The 14,443-nt window shown below is 70.4% G+C and carries 25 protein-coding genes; 14 read left to right on the top strand and 11 right to left on the bottom strand.

Going from position 1 to position 14,443, the window contains the following annotated elements:
* The first annotated feature begins 162 nt into the window (after positions 1-162).
* The 7 genes from RF647_RS03065 to RF647_RS03035 all read left to right on the top strand — a co-directional run bounded on the left by RF647_RS03065 (position 163) and on the right by RF647_RS03035 (position 5,561).
* Complete coding sequence (locus tag RF647_RS03065) at positions 163-429, top strand: hypothetical protein (protein WP_368810455.1); 267 nt, start codon at positions 163-165, stop codon at positions 427-429.
* A 15-nt stretch (positions 430-444) separates the two neighbouring features.
* Positions 445-705, top strand: coding sequence for a hypothetical protein (locus tag RF647_RS03060; RefSeq protein ID WP_368810454.1), 261 nt, complete (start codon positions 445-447; stop codon positions 703-705).
* Positions 706-841: 136 nt separating this feature from the next.
* On the top strand, positions 842-3,265 hold the full coding sequence (locus RF647_RS03055; RefSeq protein WP_368810453.1) for a S8 family serine peptidase: 2,424 nt from the start codon (positions 842-844) through the stop codon (positions 3,263-3,265).
* A 160-nt stretch (positions 3,266-3,425) separates the two neighbouring features.
* Positions 3,426-4,259, top strand: a complete 834-nt coding sequence (locus tag RF647_RS03050) for a hypothetical protein (protein ID WP_368810452.1) — start codon at positions 3,426-3,428, stop codon at positions 4,257-4,259.
* 173 nt (positions 4,260-4,432) lie between these two features.
* Positions 4,433-4,945, top strand: a complete 513-nt coding sequence (locus tag RF647_RS03045) for a hypothetical protein (protein ID WP_368810451.1) — start codon at positions 4,433-4,435, stop codon at positions 4,943-4,945.
* Between the two features lie 93 nt (positions 4,946-5,038).
* A complete protein-coding gene (locus RF647_RS03040; protein ID WP_368810450.1) occupies positions 5,039-5,200 on the top strand; it encodes a hypothetical protein in 162 nt (53 codons plus the stop codon).
* A gap of 199 nt (positions 5,201-5,399) precedes the next feature.
* On the top strand, positions 5,400-5,561 hold the full coding sequence (locus RF647_RS03035) for a hypothetical protein (protein WP_368810449.1): 162 nt from the start codon (positions 5,400-5,402) through the stop codon (positions 5,559-5,561).
* 3 nt (positions 5,562-5,564) lie between these two features.
* Here the strand turns inward: RF647_RS03035 and RF647_RS03030 are convergent, their stop codons facing one another.
* Positions 5,565-6,110, bottom strand: coding sequence for a hypothetical protein (locus RF647_RS03030; RefSeq protein ID WP_368810448.1), 546 nt, complete (start codon positions 6,108-6,110; stop codon positions 5,565-5,567).
* A 272-nt stretch (positions 6,111-6,382) separates the two neighbouring features.
* On the opposite strand from RF647_RS03030, the gene RF647_RS03025 reads away from it, so the two are divergent.
* On the top strand, positions 6,383-7,141 hold the full coding sequence (locus tag RF647_RS03025) for an MBL fold metallo-hydrolase (RefSeq protein WP_368810447.1): 759 nt from the start codon (positions 6,383-6,385) through the stop codon (positions 7,139-7,141).
* 89 nt (positions 7,142-7,230) lie between these two features.
* On the opposite strand, the gene RF647_RS03020 is transcribed toward RF647_RS03025, so the two are convergent.
* Positions 7,231-7,455 carry a hypothetical protein gene (locus RF647_RS03020; protein WP_368810446.1) on the bottom strand — a complete coding sequence of 75 codons (225 nt, stop codon included), beginning with the start codon at positions 7,453-7,455 and terminating at the stop codon, positions 7,231-7,233.
* A gap of 27 nt (positions 7,456-7,482) precedes the next feature.
* Between RF647_RS03020 and RF647_RS03015 the strand changes: the two genes are divergently transcribed.
* Positions 7,483-7,620: a hypothetical protein gene (locus RF647_RS03015; protein ID WP_368810445.1), complete on the top strand. Its 138-nt coding sequence runs from the start codon at positions 7,483-7,485 to the stop codon at positions 7,618-7,620.
* Between the two features lie 86 nt (positions 7,621-7,706).
* On the opposite strand, the gene RF647_RS03010 is transcribed toward RF647_RS03015, so the two are convergent.
* The 5 genes from RF647_RS03010 to RF647_RS02990 all read right to left on the bottom strand — a co-directional run bounded on the left by RF647_RS03010 (position 7,707) and on the right by RF647_RS02990 (position 10,062).
* On the bottom strand, positions 7,707-8,357 hold the full coding sequence (locus tag RF647_RS03010; RefSeq protein WP_368810444.1) for a hypothetical protein: 651 nt from the start codon (positions 8,355-8,357) through the stop codon (positions 7,707-7,709).
* Positions 8,358-8,626: 269 nt separating this feature from the next.
* On the bottom strand, positions 8,627-8,983 hold the full coding sequence (locus RF647_RS03005; protein ID WP_368810443.1) for a hypothetical protein: 357 nt from the start codon (positions 8,981-8,983) through the stop codon (positions 8,627-8,629).
* Between the two features lie 3 nt (positions 8,984-8,986).
* On the bottom strand, positions 8,987-9,181 hold the full coding sequence (locus tag RF647_RS03000) for a hypothetical protein (RefSeq protein ID WP_368810442.1): 195 nt from the start codon (positions 9,179-9,181) through the stop codon (positions 8,987-8,989).
* A 114-nt stretch (positions 9,182-9,295) separates the two neighbouring features.
* Positions 9,296-9,487 (bottom strand): hypothetical protein, encoded by a 192-nt coding sequence (locus RF647_RS02995; RefSeq protein WP_368810441.1) that lies wholly within the window; start codon positions 9,485-9,487, stop codon positions 9,296-9,298.
* A gap of 71 nt (positions 9,488-9,558) precedes the next feature.
* The gene (locus RF647_RS02990; RefSeq protein ID WP_368810440.1) at positions 9,559-10,062 is read right to left on the bottom strand and encodes a hypothetical protein; all 504 of its coding nucleotides are present in this window, start codon (positions 10,060-10,062) and stop codon (positions 9,559-9,561) included.
* A gap of 162 nt (positions 10,063-10,224) precedes the next feature.
* On the opposite strand from RF647_RS02990, the gene RF647_RS02985 reads away from it, so the two are divergent.
* The 5 genes from RF647_RS02985 to RF647_RS02965 all read left to right on the top strand — a co-directional run bounded on the left by RF647_RS02985 (position 10,225) and on the right by RF647_RS02965 (position 12,868).
* Positions 10,225-10,809 (top strand): hypothetical protein, encoded by a 585-nt coding sequence (locus RF647_RS02985; protein ID WP_368810439.1) that lies wholly within the window; start codon positions 10,225-10,227, stop codon positions 10,807-10,809.
* A 32-nt stretch (positions 10,810-10,841) separates the two neighbouring features.
* Complete coding sequence (locus RF647_RS02980; RefSeq protein ID WP_368810438.1) at positions 10,842-11,084, top strand: hypothetical protein; 243 nt, start codon at positions 10,842-10,844, stop codon at positions 11,082-11,084.
* A gap of 78 nt (positions 11,085-11,162) precedes the next feature.
* Positions 11,163-11,696: a hypothetical protein gene (locus RF647_RS02975; RefSeq protein WP_368810437.1), complete on the top strand. Its 534-nt coding sequence runs from the start codon at positions 11,163-11,165 to the stop codon at positions 11,694-11,696.
* A gap of 132 nt (positions 11,697-11,828) precedes the next feature.
* A complete protein-coding gene (locus RF647_RS02970; protein ID WP_368810436.1) occupies positions 11,829-12,398 on the top strand; it encodes a hypothetical protein in 570 nt (189 codons plus the stop codon).
* Complete coding sequence (locus RF647_RS02965) at positions 12,395-12,868, top strand: helix-turn-helix domain-containing protein (RefSeq protein WP_368810435.1); 474 nt, start codon at positions 12,395-12,397, stop codon at positions 12,866-12,868. Before RF647_RS02970 ends, RF647_RS02965 begins: the two co-directional genes overlap by 4 nt.
* Positions 12,869-13,081: 213 nt before the next feature.
* On the opposite strand, the gene RF647_RS02960 is transcribed toward RF647_RS02965, so the two are convergent.
* The 4 genes from RF647_RS02960 to RF647_RS02945 all read right to left on the bottom strand — a co-directional run bounded on the left by RF647_RS02960 (position 13,082) and on the right by RF647_RS02945 (position 14,240).
* A complete protein-coding gene (locus RF647_RS02960) occupies positions 13,082-13,276 on the bottom strand; it encodes a hypothetical protein (protein ID WP_368810434.1) in 195 nt (64 codons plus the stop codon).
* Positions 13,276-13,470, bottom strand: a complete 195-nt coding sequence (locus RF647_RS02955; RefSeq protein ID WP_368810433.1) for a hypothetical protein — start codon at positions 13,468-13,470, stop codon at positions 13,276-13,278. Before RF647_RS02955 ends, RF647_RS02960 begins: the two co-directional genes overlap by 1 nt.
* A gap of 81 nt (positions 13,471-13,551) precedes the next feature.
* Positions 13,552-13,938, bottom strand: a complete 387-nt coding sequence (locus RF647_RS02950; RefSeq protein WP_368810432.1) for a hypothetical protein — start codon at positions 13,936-13,938, stop codon at positions 13,552-13,554.
* On the bottom strand, positions 13,935-14,240 hold the full coding sequence (locus RF647_RS02945; RefSeq protein WP_368810431.1) for a hypothetical protein: 306 nt from the start codon (positions 14,238-14,240) through the stop codon (positions 13,935-13,937). Before RF647_RS02945 ends, RF647_RS02950 begins: the two co-directional genes overlap by 4 nt.
* Positions 14,241-14,443: the final 203 nt, after the last annotated feature.

Here is a 14,443-nt window from a genome sequence, read left to right as displayed (position 1 = left end):
AAGGCCTGCCTGACGAAAGCATGAGAACTGCTGTGCTTAAGCCGAGGGCGTGCGGGCGGCCCGGCCGGCGCCGGCGCGGACCCCAGGAGAGCGGACAGACAGGCCTTTGCTGGTGCACACATGCTGGGGAGGACGACCGCTGTCCCGATCCGGAGGCCCCTCATGCCCGAGTCCCCCGCCCACTGGGTGCCGCTGGCCGCGATCCCGGTGCTGCTCGCCGTCGGGGCCCTGGCCGTCCTGCACTGGAGCCGCTACCTCGGCGCGATCGGCCGGCTGGAGCGCGCGCGGACCTCTCCGGGCGCCGCCCCGGCGACCGCTGCCTGGCTCGAGCTCCGCAGCGAGGAGCACTACCGCCGGGCCTACCGGCTCACCTGGGCGGTGGCCGCGGTGCTCGCCGTGGGTCTGACCGCCGCCGTCCTCGCGGGCTGAACGGCGGCACGCCCTGTGGTCCCGCTGCCCGGAGCCGTCCTCCTCTACGGCTGCCTCGTCGTCGCCGGGGCGGGCGCCACCGCGCTGTGGAGCCTCGTCCAGGTCGCGCTCGACCTGGCCCCGGCCGCCCGCCGCCGGTCCCGCGGCGCCCGCGCCTCCGCCCGGAGGCACCTGGGCCGCGCGACGTCCGCGACCGCCGTGGCTCTGCTGACCGCGGGCGTCCCCTCGCTGCTGCGCCATCTCGAGTGGCTCGCCGTGCTGGCGCGGACTTCCTGAACCGCCCCGACGGGGCCGTGGGCCGGCGGGGACGTCACACTTCGTGATGAAGCCGTGATCTCTATTTATATCTATTCGCATTGATTTGCATGTGAGAACCTTTTCCGGGATCCCCCCAAGCCCCAGGAGTTCGCCCATGCAACGATCCATGCTCGCCCCCACCCTGTCCGCCCTCTCCCTGGCCCTCGTGCTGGCTCCTCTCACGCCCGCGACCGCCGCCCCCGCCGAGAACCCCACGACCCTGTCCGCCCAGCAGGTCAGCGGCGAGGCCCCGCCCGAGATCACCGACCGGATGATCGTCAAGTACCGCACCCCCGTGACCGACGCCGAGTCCGAGCAGGTCGTCGAGGACGCCGCCGCCGAGGCCCACGTCCCGGAGGCCGAGGACACCACCGAGGTCCGGACCACCGGCGACGGCGCGACCGTCGTCGAGCTGGCCGGCGAGGTCTCGACCGACCAGGCCGAGAAGCTGGCGAAGGAGCTCACCAAGGACCCGGCCGTGGCCTATGCCGAGCCCGACCGGCTCGTCTCGACCGCCCGGATCCCGGGCTCGGACGAGGCCGAGCCGGAGGGCATGGGCTCCGTCGCCGCGACCGCCGCGGACCCGGGCGTCCCGTCCCTGTGGGCCCTGACCAACCTGCGCGCCTTCGAGGCGTGGGACACCGCCACCGGCAAGGGCGTGACCGTCGGGGTCGTCGACACCGGCTTCGCCAACCACCCCGACCTGGACTCCCAGACCATCGGCGGCTACGACTTCGTCTCCACGGCCGCTCTCGGCAACGACGGCAACGGCCGGGACGCGGACCCGCGGGACCCGGGCACCTACTCCACGGCCGGCCAGTGCTACGCCGGCTCCGCGGCCACCAACTCCATCTGGCACGGCACGCACGTGGCCGGCACCGTGGCCGCCAAGCGGGACAGCTACGGCACCGTGGGCATCGCCCCCGACGCCACCCTGCTCAACGCCCGGGCCCTGGGCGCGTGCGGCTTCGGCTACGTCTCCGACATGGCCGACGCCGTGCGCTGGCTGGCCGGCGACGCCGTGGCCGGGGCCCCTGCCCCGCGCAAGCGCGCCGACGTGATCAACATGTCCCTGTCCATGGGCGGGCCGTGCTCGCCGACGCTGCAGAACGCCATCAACACCGCCTGGTTCCGGAACATCCCGGTGGCCGTGGCCGCGGGCAACAGCGGTCGCCCGGCGATCGAGTACGCCCCGGGCAACTGCTACAACGTGATCACGGTCGGGGCCATCGGCTCGGACCGGGTGCGGGCCAGCTACTCCAACCACGGCGGCGCCGTGGACATCTACGCCCCGGGCCACCACATCCTCTCCGCGGGCAACACGGGCCGGACCACTCCGGTCGCGCCCAACAGCCGCTTCGACTACGGCACGTCGATGGCCACCCCGCACGTGGCCGGGACCCTGGCCCTGCTCAAGCAGAAGAACCCGACGCTGAGCTCCGACCAGTACAAGCAGCTGATCCTCGACTCCGGGGACGTCTGGGACAGCCTCCCCGGCGGCAAGACGCTGAACTCCCACGACGCGCTGTGGATCACGAAGCCCGCCGTCACCGCCGCACCGGCCGCGCCCACCCCGACCTACACCACCAAGGGCGCGATCGGGTCCCTGTACCAGCGGATCAAGAGCCAGACGGGGGCGCCGACCTCCCACGAGCAGGCCGTCACCGGCGGGGTCCGCCAGAGCTTCGCCAAGGGCACGATCTACTGGTCCTCGGCCACCGGCGCCTACTGGGTGCGGGGCGGCGTCGAGACCGCCTACAAGCGCAACGGCACCGCCTCCGGCGTCCTGCGCTTCCCCCGATCGGACGAGAAGTCCAACGGCATCGGCGGGGCCTACCAGCTGTTCCAGAACGGCCGGATCCTCTGGTCCTCCCGCACCGGGGCCCACGCCCTGACCGGGGACATCGAGACGGTCTTCGCCGCGGCGGGCGCCGAGAAGGGCGCCCTGGGCTACCCCACCGCGGACCGGCGGAGCAACGGCATCGGCGGGTTCTACCAGACCTTCCAGAAGGGCCGGATCCTTTGGAGCTCCGCCCACGGCGCCCACCCGATCACCGGCGCCACCAGCGCGGCCTACTCACGGGCCGGCAGCGAGCGCGGGTCGCTGGGCTACCCCACCTCCGGGGCCGTCGCCGACGGACGGGGCGGCACCTCCCAGTCCTTCCAGAAGGGCCGGATCGTCTGGAGCGCCGCCGGCGGGGCGCACGCCCTCAAGGGCTCGATCGGCGCCCAGCACAACCGCTCCGGCGGCGCGGCCGGCGCCCTGGGCTACCCCACCACCGACGAGGCGTCCACCGGCACGGGCGGCGCCTACCAGGTGTTCCAGAAGGGCCGGATCTACTGGAGCCCCAGGACATACGCCCAGGAGACCAAGGGCTCGATCGGCAACGCCTACGTGGCGCTCGGCGGCACGAAGAGCCGCCTGGGCTTCCCCCGGACGGGCGAGATCACCCGCGCCGACCGCTCCGTGGTGCAGTACTACCAGGGCGGTTCCATCACCTGGCGCCCGGGAGGATCCATCCGGATCGACTACCGCTGACCTGGCACCGGTCCCGCCGCGGCCCCGCTCCGTCCTGTCGGAGCGGGGCCGCGGCGCGTCCGGCGCTCCGGTGGGCACCATATGCCCCACGGTCCGCGGGTCCCTGCTCCGGATGCGCCGCCGGCCCCGCCACCGGCGTTCCCGCAGTAGAGTCACGACCATGGGGGATCTGCTGTACGAGTGGATGACGGCGCGCCAGGCCGCGGACGCGCTCGACGCATACCTCGCCGAGCGCGGTCCGGCACTGGAGCGCCTGCGCGCGACACTGGCCGAGCACCGCCTGGAGCCCGATGAGATGCTCGACGGCTCCCTCTACTCCGTGTCCCCGCTGTGGGCCTGGATCAGCGCCCGGGCCTCCGAGCTCGGTGTGGACCCGCGTCCTCTCACCGAGGACCCCACCCGCCCCGCGTGGCCGAGCTGGGCCCGGCACGGCAAGCTCGTGGACCCGCACCCGCCGGCCGCCACCATCGCGCTGCTGGACGGCTTCGCCTCCTACCTCGGGCAGCTCGTCGACGCCGCGGCACCGGAGGCGACCTGGCAGGTCGGCGAGCACCTGATCGCCGACCACCCGCTGCTCAACTACCCGGTGCTGGGCTCGGACCACCACCAGGTCTTCCTCCCCGGCATCCCGCTCTACAGCGCCTACCAGTCCGCCCACGGGCGCTCCCCCATGACCGGGACGGAGATGCTCGCCCACATCCGCCGGACCGTGGACGCCCTCCACGGCGAGGGCCCGGAGGCCGCCGTCGTCGAAGAGCCACTGGTGACGGTGGTCGCCGAGGTCGACTGCTTCGACGTGGGGCTGCGCGAGGACATCCCGACCCTGCACCCGCAGGTCGTGGAGCAGCTGATCGACGAGCTGTGCGACCGCGACGGCGTCGAGTCGGTGCACCGGTACGGACCCGCCGCGCTGGTCGTGGACGTCTCCGGCTGGGACGAGCTGCGGCTGAAGCTGTGGTGCACGCTGTGGCTGCAGCGCCACCTGCCGCGCTGAGACACGACTGCGCGCGCGGCACGCCTGGGCCTGCCTCCGCGCCCTGCACGCCACCGGTCGCACCGGCTGAGGATCCGTGCGCCACGCCGGGTTCACCACTCTTGTGTGCGGAGACGGCCCCGGCGCTGCTGACTACGCTGTCCCCACGGGTGGTCCGAAGGCCGGGGTGGCGCGTGAGCACGGAGGGGATCGGCGACGCCGGCAGTGCCGGTGCGCCGCGCGAGCGGTGGGCGTTCCGGTGGTGGTGGATCCCGGCGTACTTCGCCACCACCTTCGTCCTCGACACGGTGGGCACGGCGGTGTGGGACTGGGTGCTCGCCACCGGCGGGTACGGACTGTCCAATGCCGTCGCCGGGCTGATCACGCTGACGGTGTGCTTCGTGATGCACTCCCGCACCCGGGCCAGGCACCAGAAGCTCGAGGAAGAGGGCGACCCGGAGGTGCTGCCGCGGACCACCGACTACGTGACCACGGCGATACCGACGGTGGTGCTGTGCTGGATGGCCGGGGTGGTGGCCTGGGCGGTGACCGTGCTGCTGCTCGTCGTGGCCGGATTCTCCTCGGCCTGGGTGATCGGACCCATCATCGGGACGGCGTTCATCCTGGGTGCTCGGACGGAGTCGGCTCACGCCAGGACGATGGACGCCCTCCGCGGGATCCCGCCGGCGCCGGCCGCCCCCGAATGAGGGGTCAGACCGTCCTGGTTGCTTCGTGACACGATGCGAGGACCACGACGGCTATCCGGGAGGTCCACTTTGTCGAGACGGGCCAGGCTGCTGATGCTGGACGTCATCATCCTCATCGCCTGGGTGATCGGGATCCGTCTGATTCTCGGCGAGTGGGACTGGTTCATCACGGGCATCGGCGCCGTGTTCCTGGGGGCCCGGATGGCCTGGAACGCCCGGTCCCGCCGCGACCCGGGGATGGAGGCGTCCCGATGAGGCAGGACCGGCGAGGTCGCCGCGGCGGTGTGGGGCACCGTGGTGATGCGGCGGCAGCGTCGAGCCCAGCACGAGCGCAGGAGCAAGGAAGCTTCGTGACCGCATCCGAGGACCGGCCCGACGACGAGCCCGACGACGAAGACGTCGGCGAAGGTGTGCTGTGAGAGGCGTCGCGCTCGGGATCTGAGCCGGGACAGCCGTGGTGGCGGTGGGCCTGTGGATCATCTGGATGTTCCGCGGGGTGTTCCCCATCTGGATCGTGCTGGCAGCCGTCGCCGCCCTCATCGGACGCCCGGTGTTCGAGTGGCTCGAGTGGCGGGTGAGGATGTACGAGCGGGACCGCCAGGACGGGGAGGAGTAGCGCTCAGTCCAGCAGCATCCCGGCCGGCATCTGCCCAACATTGCCCAGCGCCCCGAAGAAGAACACCCTGGTCAGCAGCACCAGCACCGGACCGATCAGTCCCAGGGCCAGGATCCAGGACCGTGCACGGAACACCTCGGCGTAGATCTCCACGGTCTCACCGCGAGCCGCACCGATCCGCCAGCTGCGATGGACACTGCGTGCCATCTTCTCCGACATGAAGCGTGCCTGAGCGTAGAAGATCGCGAACAGGGCCAGTGCACCAACGGGGGCTACGGTCGCGAAGGCCGACGGATTGGCGTAGAGCACCTGGAGCATCAGCATCACGGTGAACACCACGCTCATCGCCAGGATCGCGACGTGGAAGGACGTCACCGCCAGCGAGGCGGCCACCTTCGGGACCTCCCGCGGGGTGGACGACAGACGTGCCGCGATCGGTCTGCGCGCGAGGGTGAGCACGATGTTGGCGGTCACCACGAGGAACAGCGGAGCCATGACGGCGACGCCCACGTGAGGCTCCTTCCAGGTCGGCCCGGCAGTGCTCTCCACCGGCACTCCTCAGCCTAGGAGTTGCAGTTGTGAACCGCTGTCCGCACTGCTGCGGTCTGCCCGATCGGTCCCCGAGGATGCCTCGGGGATCTCCGCCGGCGAGCCCGGCGCACTCCGGCCCGGGTCGGTAGCCGCCGGTGGTGACTTCTCGAAGGATCGGCTCGGTGGCGTACTTTCGGACCCGTTGCGCGCCCCCATCGGATGAGCTGGGCCGGCTTCCGTGACACCCTGTACATCAATGCCTTCCCCCTCGCCCAGGAGCTTCGAGCCGCATGACCCGATGGACCACCGCGGAGAACCTGCACGACCTGGGCTCCGGCACCACCCTGGTGACCGGCCCCGCCGCCAACTGGCTCATCCTGCGCGAAGGCAGCAGCTGCACCCTGATCGACTGCGGCTACCCCGGTGACCGCAAGCTCGTCGACGCCTCCCTGCGCGCGGCCGGGGTGACCGGCCTGCCCGACGCCGTGGTCGTCACCCACGCCCACGCCGACCACATCGGCACCCTGGACCGCTTCATCGCTGCCGGCGTCCCGGTGCACTGCTCGGCCGCCGAAGTGCCGAACATGACCGGCACCGCCCGCGAGCAGATCGGGCCCAAGGAGTCCCTCCCCCGGGCTGCCCGCTCGTGGAAGTGGCTCACATGGAGCATCCACGCCATCCGGGTCGGCGGCCTCAAGGACGTCACCGTGGACCCCGAGGCCCTCACTCCTTTCACCCCCGACGCGACTTCCCTGGACATCCCCGGGAACCCGCGCCCGGTGGCGACCACCGGACACACCTCCGGGCACATCTCCTACCTCATCGGTGACACCGGGGTGCTCGCCTCCGGCGACGCGGTGATCACCGACCACATGGTCGCCGAGAAGCACGGTGTCCCGCAGCTTCTCGCCGACCCGTTCCACCACGATCTGCCGACCGCTTCGCGCGCCGCGGTCCGGCTGCTCTCCGACACGGACTTCGACGTCCTGGCACCGGGCCACGGCCCGCACCTGTGCGTGCCGGCCGGTCGGCGCCTGTCGATCCACTAGAGCGCCCGTTCCTCGTGTGCTCGAGGTGGTCCGCTCCGTTCCCGACAGGTTCGTCGGCGCCGGACGATGCTGCGGCCTGCGGTCATCCGCTACGAGGGCAGGCTCCCGCTGGTGCCGGGCTCGGGGACGCCGCGTTGTTTGCGCACCTTGGACGCGCGGTACTCGTCCCTGACCATCCTGAAGGTGTACCAGCCGATGAGCCCCCCGATCCCGCTGAGGAACAGGGCGCTCCACATCGGCGGCTCGCCCTGCGCCACGGGGGCGAAGAGCAGCACCCAGGAGAAAACAAAGCCGATCCAGAGCACCGTCGTCACGATGCGGTTCAGGGGCGCCAGCAGCCGGTGCAGACGGGCTACGAGGTCATCGGCGCCTCCCCGACCAACATGCTGATCCTGGTCGCCCATTTCGACCTGCGTGAGGCCCTGGAGTTCCGCTACGACCCGGAGGAGCTCGACGAGATGTTCGGCACCGTCGACTGATCCAGACCCAGAGACGACGAACGCCCCGGCGCTCCACGATGGAGCCCGGGTCGCTGCGCGTGCTACCGGAGGCCCGGCGAGGTGGTCTACTGGTCGGCGGCCGCCTGGTCGAGCAGGTTGCAGAGGTCGAAGACGTACTTTGTGGTGTTCCCGGTGATCTCTGCTGATGCCACTGGCGGCACTTCTTCACCGGGCTGGAACTCGGACTCGAAGGTGACGGTCTCGGTCAACTCCCCGGACAGATAGAGGAAGGCCTGCGGCAGCCCCGCCTCGGCGAACTCTTGGGTCTCAACCTCATCGAAGGCGACCACGACAGCAGGTCCGGCCCAGTCGAAAGTTATGGATTCCCCGTCGGCACTGAAAATTTCGACCCCTTCGCCGGAGGCATCGACCTCGTCCAACATGGCTCCGTCGGAGGCGCGGGTGATGTCGACCGTGGAAGCCCCGCGGAATTGCACGACGGTGTTCCCCTCGGTATCGACCAGGGCGCGGTACTCGCGCTCGTCGACGTCGCCGGGTACGAGGGTGACCTCGGAGTCGCAGGCTGGGAAGGTCATGGGTTGCTGGAACTCTTCTGGGAAGGGAACGAACTTCCCATGGGTGCTGGCCGGCGGCCACTGCATCTCGGCCGGTTGCTCGGTCGGTGGGGCGGGTTCATGATTGGTCGCGCCGGCCGGCGTGGCGGCGAAGAGCAGTGCCGCGGCGGCCGCGGCGGCGATGCGCTGGGTGGTGTGCATGATCGGTCCTCGTGACAGGGTGCCGCGGACGGGCCGGATGCTGTCCACGGCGCGTGCAGTGGATGGGATCTGGAACTGCAGGCGGCGTCGAGCGGCGCCCACGGGCCCAGTGTCACCAACCCCACCTCGTCGACCGCGCTGTGGCTAGGGCTTGACCTCGCAATCGTTACGGTCGTACCCGGGATGCCGTCACAAATGCTCCCGAGTCGGTGCGCCAGCTAACGCCACGCTGCTCCACAACTGAACCCGAGACGTTCACGCTGCGTCAGCTAATCCGGACGCTGACGACGGGCTCGCCTGTCCTGCTGGACGACCGAGGCGATGAGGCAGGCGGAGGCGACAGCGGTGAACCATGCACCCAGGGCCCCTTCGAAACCCAGCCAGATGCACACAGCGAGCATCAGCCCCAGGAACACTACGTACCACCGACGCGCCCTCGACACGGCCCGCTCCTTCCGACGAGCTGCGCGGCCGGCCAAGGTGCTCACGGAGATGATCATCGAGCACAGGCAGAAGAAGATCGCCCACCCCGCAGGCTCGCCGCTGCCCACCGCCCACCACAGCGCCGCCACCGCGCCCATGCCGAGGATCACCTGGAGCATCCGCCACGACATCACCTTCGACACGACCTACACCTGCCGGTCGCCGGCATGCTGCTGGGCTCGCCGGCGGATCCGCGATCGCTGTTGCCGGGTCCAGAACGGACCGAGTTTCCACCACAATCCCAAGGAAACAACCACCACGCCGACCAGGACGGCCGCACCCCACCCGTAGGGCAATCCGACAACGACGGTCACGAAGATGCTCACCGCGTCGATCAGCACGTCAGACCACCACGCACGCTCTGGCCATTGCCGTTCCTCGGTCTTGGCTGGTGGTCTCGTCCGCGGCGCCGACGAGCATCGCGATCAGGTGCCCGCGCAGGGACCGGTCCGGTGTCATGGCCTCTCCTGCGGGTCGGTATCCTGGCCGCGACGAGCCCCCGAGGACCACAGGTTGTTCAGCAGCAACGCGGCCGCACCGATCGCGGTCATCCACCAGTTCCACTCGCCCAGGATCAGGCGCAGCCCCACGATGAGGGCGACGATGATCGCAGCTTGGAAGAGCGCCTGCTGCCATCGCCTCGACACGCTGCACTCCTTCACGCTCAGCACCTTGCTTGTTCGCATCGTCGCACGGTCCGGCGCCGGTGGGCGTCACCTCATCCGGGGCCGGCGACCGCCGGCGGCATCCCGCGGCGGGCGTCCATGGCCCGGGCGTGAGCCATCTCCATCCGGCCGTAGATCAGCGCGGTCGTGCCGAGGATCGGCGCCGGCGTCAGGGCAGAGAGCGGCCCGACAAAAATCAGCAGCAGCAGCGGGATTGCCCATCCCAGCACCGCGGCACCCCACCCCATGAAGACCCCGCCCTGGGCCTGGGTCACGTAGTCATAGACCGCCGGCAGCGGATCCGGGTCGCCCTCGGCCTCCAGTCTGGCGTGCCGGACGTGGGTGCGCTGAATCCCGATGAAGCACACCCCGAGGGTGAGCAACCCGAGCACAGCGTTGGAGAGCCCGTAGCCGCCGATGGCCACCATCCAGGCCAGGGCCGCCTCGAGGAGTTCGTCGGCGACAAAGGTCCACAAGAACCAGGCGGCCAGCAACCACAGCCACGTCCTGCGTTTATTCGGCGCCCCGGAGTCTCGACCCTGCGGCTCCGCGACCATCGACTCCTCCTGCCTGCCTCACCGTGTGCCTCAGCGTAGCCAGCGGGGCCGTCTCTCGTCCGTCCGCACACATGGGGAGCGAGCCCGCAGCGACCCGGCGAAGATCGTCCGGGCCCGCCGGTACGCTCTACCAGTGCCCGACTCGAGCCCGGAGGTTGCCCCATGACCGACCACTCTCCGCCTCCACCGCGCCCGACGGTCCGGGTGCGCATCGACCGGCGGCTCACCGGTCTAGAGCACCGCACGTGGCGCAGCCTCAAGGCTGTGCCGCTGCGGTGGTGGATCCGTACCGCAACTGTGGCGCTGGTGCTGGCGATCGCCCTGTACGTGCTCGGCCTCAACGTCGGGTGGATGGACTGGTTCCGTGACCTCGTAGACCGGTGGTGGCGGTTCTACGACGACGTCCTGGCCCGAGTGTCTCCGTGGGCGGCGCTGCTGCCTCTGGCGATCGCCTACGTGGCCTACCGGGTCTACCGCGCCGACCAGTGGTGGAAGCGCGCCGAATGGGCCCTCGACGCCGCCTCGGAGGGCAAGCCCCATGTCCGCCAGCGGTTCGGGGACAAGGCGATCGACGAGCTGCTGGAGTCGAGGATGGCGCCCACCGCGGACCTCACAATGTTCGATGCCGTCGTCGCCGAACGGTACTCGGGGCTCGTGCGCGAGGTCGTCCACGGTGATCCCACGGTTGCCCGCCCGCGCAGCGTTTCCCCTGGCGTGGACGACTCCCAGGCAGGAGGAGGACAATGACCGTACGAACTTCCCAGAGGAGGGGTGTTCCCATGACGACGACAGCGCACAACCAGCAGGCATCGGCCGACTCCGCAGACGAGGCTCTGCGCCATGCCGCCTCGGTCCTTGACGTGGAAGTGGACACCCTGCGCGCGTTGCGTGCAAAGTCCCCGTACCGCGAGGTTCCGGTGCGGCTGTGGTTGATGGGCGAGGAGCCGATCTACGTCTCCACTCAGAAGCAGGCCGACGAGCTGCGCGCCGTGGACAAGTCCTACCGTCTCGTGACCCGCTGAACTACCGCCCCGCCGCTCGCACCGGGCCGCGGGGCGGCGCCGTGCCCGCTGCCGGGACCAGCCGCACACATTCCGGGCATGACGACCTTCGTAGACCACCAGCACCCGCGCGCCACCGACGGCCGCTTCGCAGCCAAGGACCACCCCGAGGCCGAGCTCGAGCTCGGCGCGCCGGCCATCACCCTGGCCGAGGCGACCGGCGACTGGGGCCCTCTCTTCCACGACATGGACTCCCAGCCCGCCTACGACTACACCCCGACCGAGCGCGCCGCCGCGGCGTTCCGCGCCCAGTTCGGTGCCGCACCGGACGCCGAGGTGGATGGGGAGTACTGCTTCGAGGGTCCGAACCGCCTGGTGCTTAAGATCCAGGCAGCGGGTCGCGTCACGGTGAACTTCCCCGGCCCCACCGGCTTCGCCGCCGAGGCGAACATGCTCTCCGTGATGGACCCGCTGCCGCTGGGCCGGCTCGGTTCTGACCTGGACGGCGAGGTTGGCCGTTGGCTGGTGGGCCCTGATGACTTCAACGCCGAGGACGCGCTGAAGGTCCTCGCCTCTTATGGTTGCCAGAAGCGTTTCGAGGACATCAATCGGGCGATCGTCAGGCTCGAGTAGCGAACGCGGCCAGACGCTTCCCTGCTCTTATAGGTTCTGTTGTCGCCGTTGGGACGACTGCTACGGTGCGACGAGCAGGCACCGTGCGAACACGTCGCTCACCGCCTCCGACTCCCCGAGGAGTACCGTGCGATGAGCACCCCCACCTGGCAGACCCCCGAGATCCTCGCCGCCGCGGCCGGCCCCCAGGGCTCGCAGGTCCAAGCTGTCTTCGAGAAGGCCGCCGACATCGGCCTCGAGCAGTCGCAGGCGTTGCGCAAGGCTTCCGAGCTGCACCAGAAGTTCGTCACCGACAACACTCCCGTCGAGGTGGACTACGACGCGCTCGGTCAGGCCGCCGTGAAGCTGGCCGTCCGCGCCGCGGCCGCCGCCGGACGCCAGGCTTCTCTAGACCTCATCCTCGGCTCGTGGCGGAACCTGTCCCAGGCGATCGCCACCGACCTGTTCCTGCAGATGCACCGGCACACCCACCCGGACTCCGCTCCCCCGTCCGGGGACGCCCTGGAGCACGCCGCCGCAGCCACCGCCACCAGCTTTCAGATGCCCGTGGCCCACGCCCTGATCGCCCTCGCGGCCCGGGACCTGATCGACGCCGATGGCTTCCCGCAGGACGCCTACGACTTCCTGACCACTCCGTGGAACTGGGCCTTCGGCGCCGCCCATCCCGACGACGACACCGGTGAAACGGTGCAGGGCTCATGAGCGAGGGTCTGGCCGCCTGGGCACAGTCCCGCCCGCAGCCACCCCCGGAGGCGCAGGTGCCGGCCGACGGTCGGATGACGCCGATCGAGCTGAGGGTCGTGCGCGAGGCGCTGGGCCTGTCGCGCGAGCAGCTCGCGGCGGCCCTGAACGTCGGGCTGCGCGCGGTAGACGATTGGGAGTCCGGCCGGCGGCCCATCCCTGAGGGGGTGCGCGACGACGTGGAGCGGATCGAGGCGTACACCGCCGAGGTCGCCGATCAGCTGGCCGCCCACTTGCTCGAGCACGCCGGGTCCGACCCGGTCTTCGAGGTCTACGACCGTGACACCGACATGCCGGCCCTCGAGCTGCCGGCCGCACCGCTGGCGCCCACCGCCCGCTGGTGGCGGGCGGTCGCCTACCGGGTGGCCGAGGACGTGCCGGGTCTGCGGATCGTCGAGGCGCCGAAGTCGCCTAGACCGCAGCTCCGCTGAACCCATGCTTGTGCACAGAAATGGGGCTGCCGTGGCGCGGTCGGGCTCTCTAAGCTGGAGATGTCGGCGAGCCGCTGCGAGCGGCCCGACACAGCGCGAGCCACGTCGGGGGGCGTGGTCTCGCCGCGTACAGCGCCCCTGTCGGCGCTCGTCGCCCGTGGCGGCCCCGACGTGTTGGCGGGGCCGCCACGGAGCCGGCCAGCCCGAAGGCGCTCAGTCCCCGGACATCAGGAGGCCGCCGGCGGTCAGTAACAGCGCCGCCGAGACGGCGAACAGCGCCGCGGCAGCACGGCGACCCCGGCCCTTGGGCATCGTGCCCTTGCCTTCGACCAGGCCATGCGCCAAGAACGCCAGCCCGGCGGTCAGGAACCCGAGAGCGAGCAGGTTGAGCTGCAGCGACGTCGGCATCAGCTGTCTCCCGGGGTGAGCATGATGGCGACCAGCGTGCAGAGCAGTGCGGCGGCCACCAGCACGATCGCGATCGTGCGGTCCCGGGCGCCCCGGTCCTTGCCGCGGGTCTCGACCCACCAGCGGATGAGGAACAGAAACCCGGCCAACAGCAACGAGTAGCCGGCCGCCCGAAGGAACTCGTCGGCCGGCATCAGCAGAGCACCGCTTCGATCACGCCTGTCTGAGCCATGTCGCCAGCGTAGCGACGTGCGAGCGCAATCCCGCGCGGTCGGTCAGGCGGTCTGCTCGGCGGCCAGGTAGGCGCAGCGAGGGCAGTCGGCCTGCAGGTCGGTGATGTCCTGGACGAACGGCCGCGGCTTCTCACCGGACCGGTAGGAGGACTTGAGCAGCCGATAGGTCTTCGGGCAGGTGCACGGCTTCTGCCCGAGGAACCAGAACGGGTCCCGCCGACGGGCGTGCTGGCGCCGCGCCTCGGCGTTGCCGGTGACGGAGACGGTCATCTCTGGGCGCACCCGCACGAGCGACGATGCCACGGCGGCGGCCTGGGCCAGCGGGTTGGTGGCGACCTCGCTGTCGGTGATCCGGGTGGTATAGCTGGTGCCGTCGCCGCGGGTGACGGTCATGGTGACGACGGCCTGCTCGACGGTGAGGGTGGTCATGGCTGGTCCTCCGCGTCGTCGAGCGCCTGTTGGGTCTGCTCGGCGTCCAGCAGCGTGTAGTCGGTGAAGCCAGCGGCGTGCATCATCGTCACGGTCGCCGCGTCGAGGGCGCGCTCGTTGATCACCAGCTCGTGGGACACCTGCGGGTGTTCACAGAGCACCGTCCGCAGCTTCTGAAGGGCCTGGTGGTACGGGTCGGTGTTCTGACCGACCGCTTCGACGAAGCGGTATACGTAGGTTCTGTCGCTGAGGCGCGTCATCCTGAGCACGGCGACAGCCAGCTCAATTCTCGGGGTGGTCATAGGGTTTCTCCTGAAAAGGCCGGTTCGGTGGCGGCTCTTATGTGTGCAGACCCGAACCGAGGATCGACCAGCGTGCTGGAAAACACTGCTCCTCACTGCGCCAAGTTCAGGGCACACGGCTGAGAGCTGACGACTGCGTGGACGCCGCTGTGAGAGGTGCGCGAACGGGAACCCAACGCCACCGATGGATAGAAGAAACGAAC

This window comes from Kocuria sp. CPCC 205263, assembly GCF_040981075.1.
GTDB lineage: Bacteria > Actinomycetota > Actinomycetes > Actinomycetales > Micrococcaceae > Kocuria > Kocuria rosea.
The sequence above is the reverse complement of the archived record's forward strand: the minus strand, read 5'-3'. Positions and strand labels throughout refer to the sequence as shown.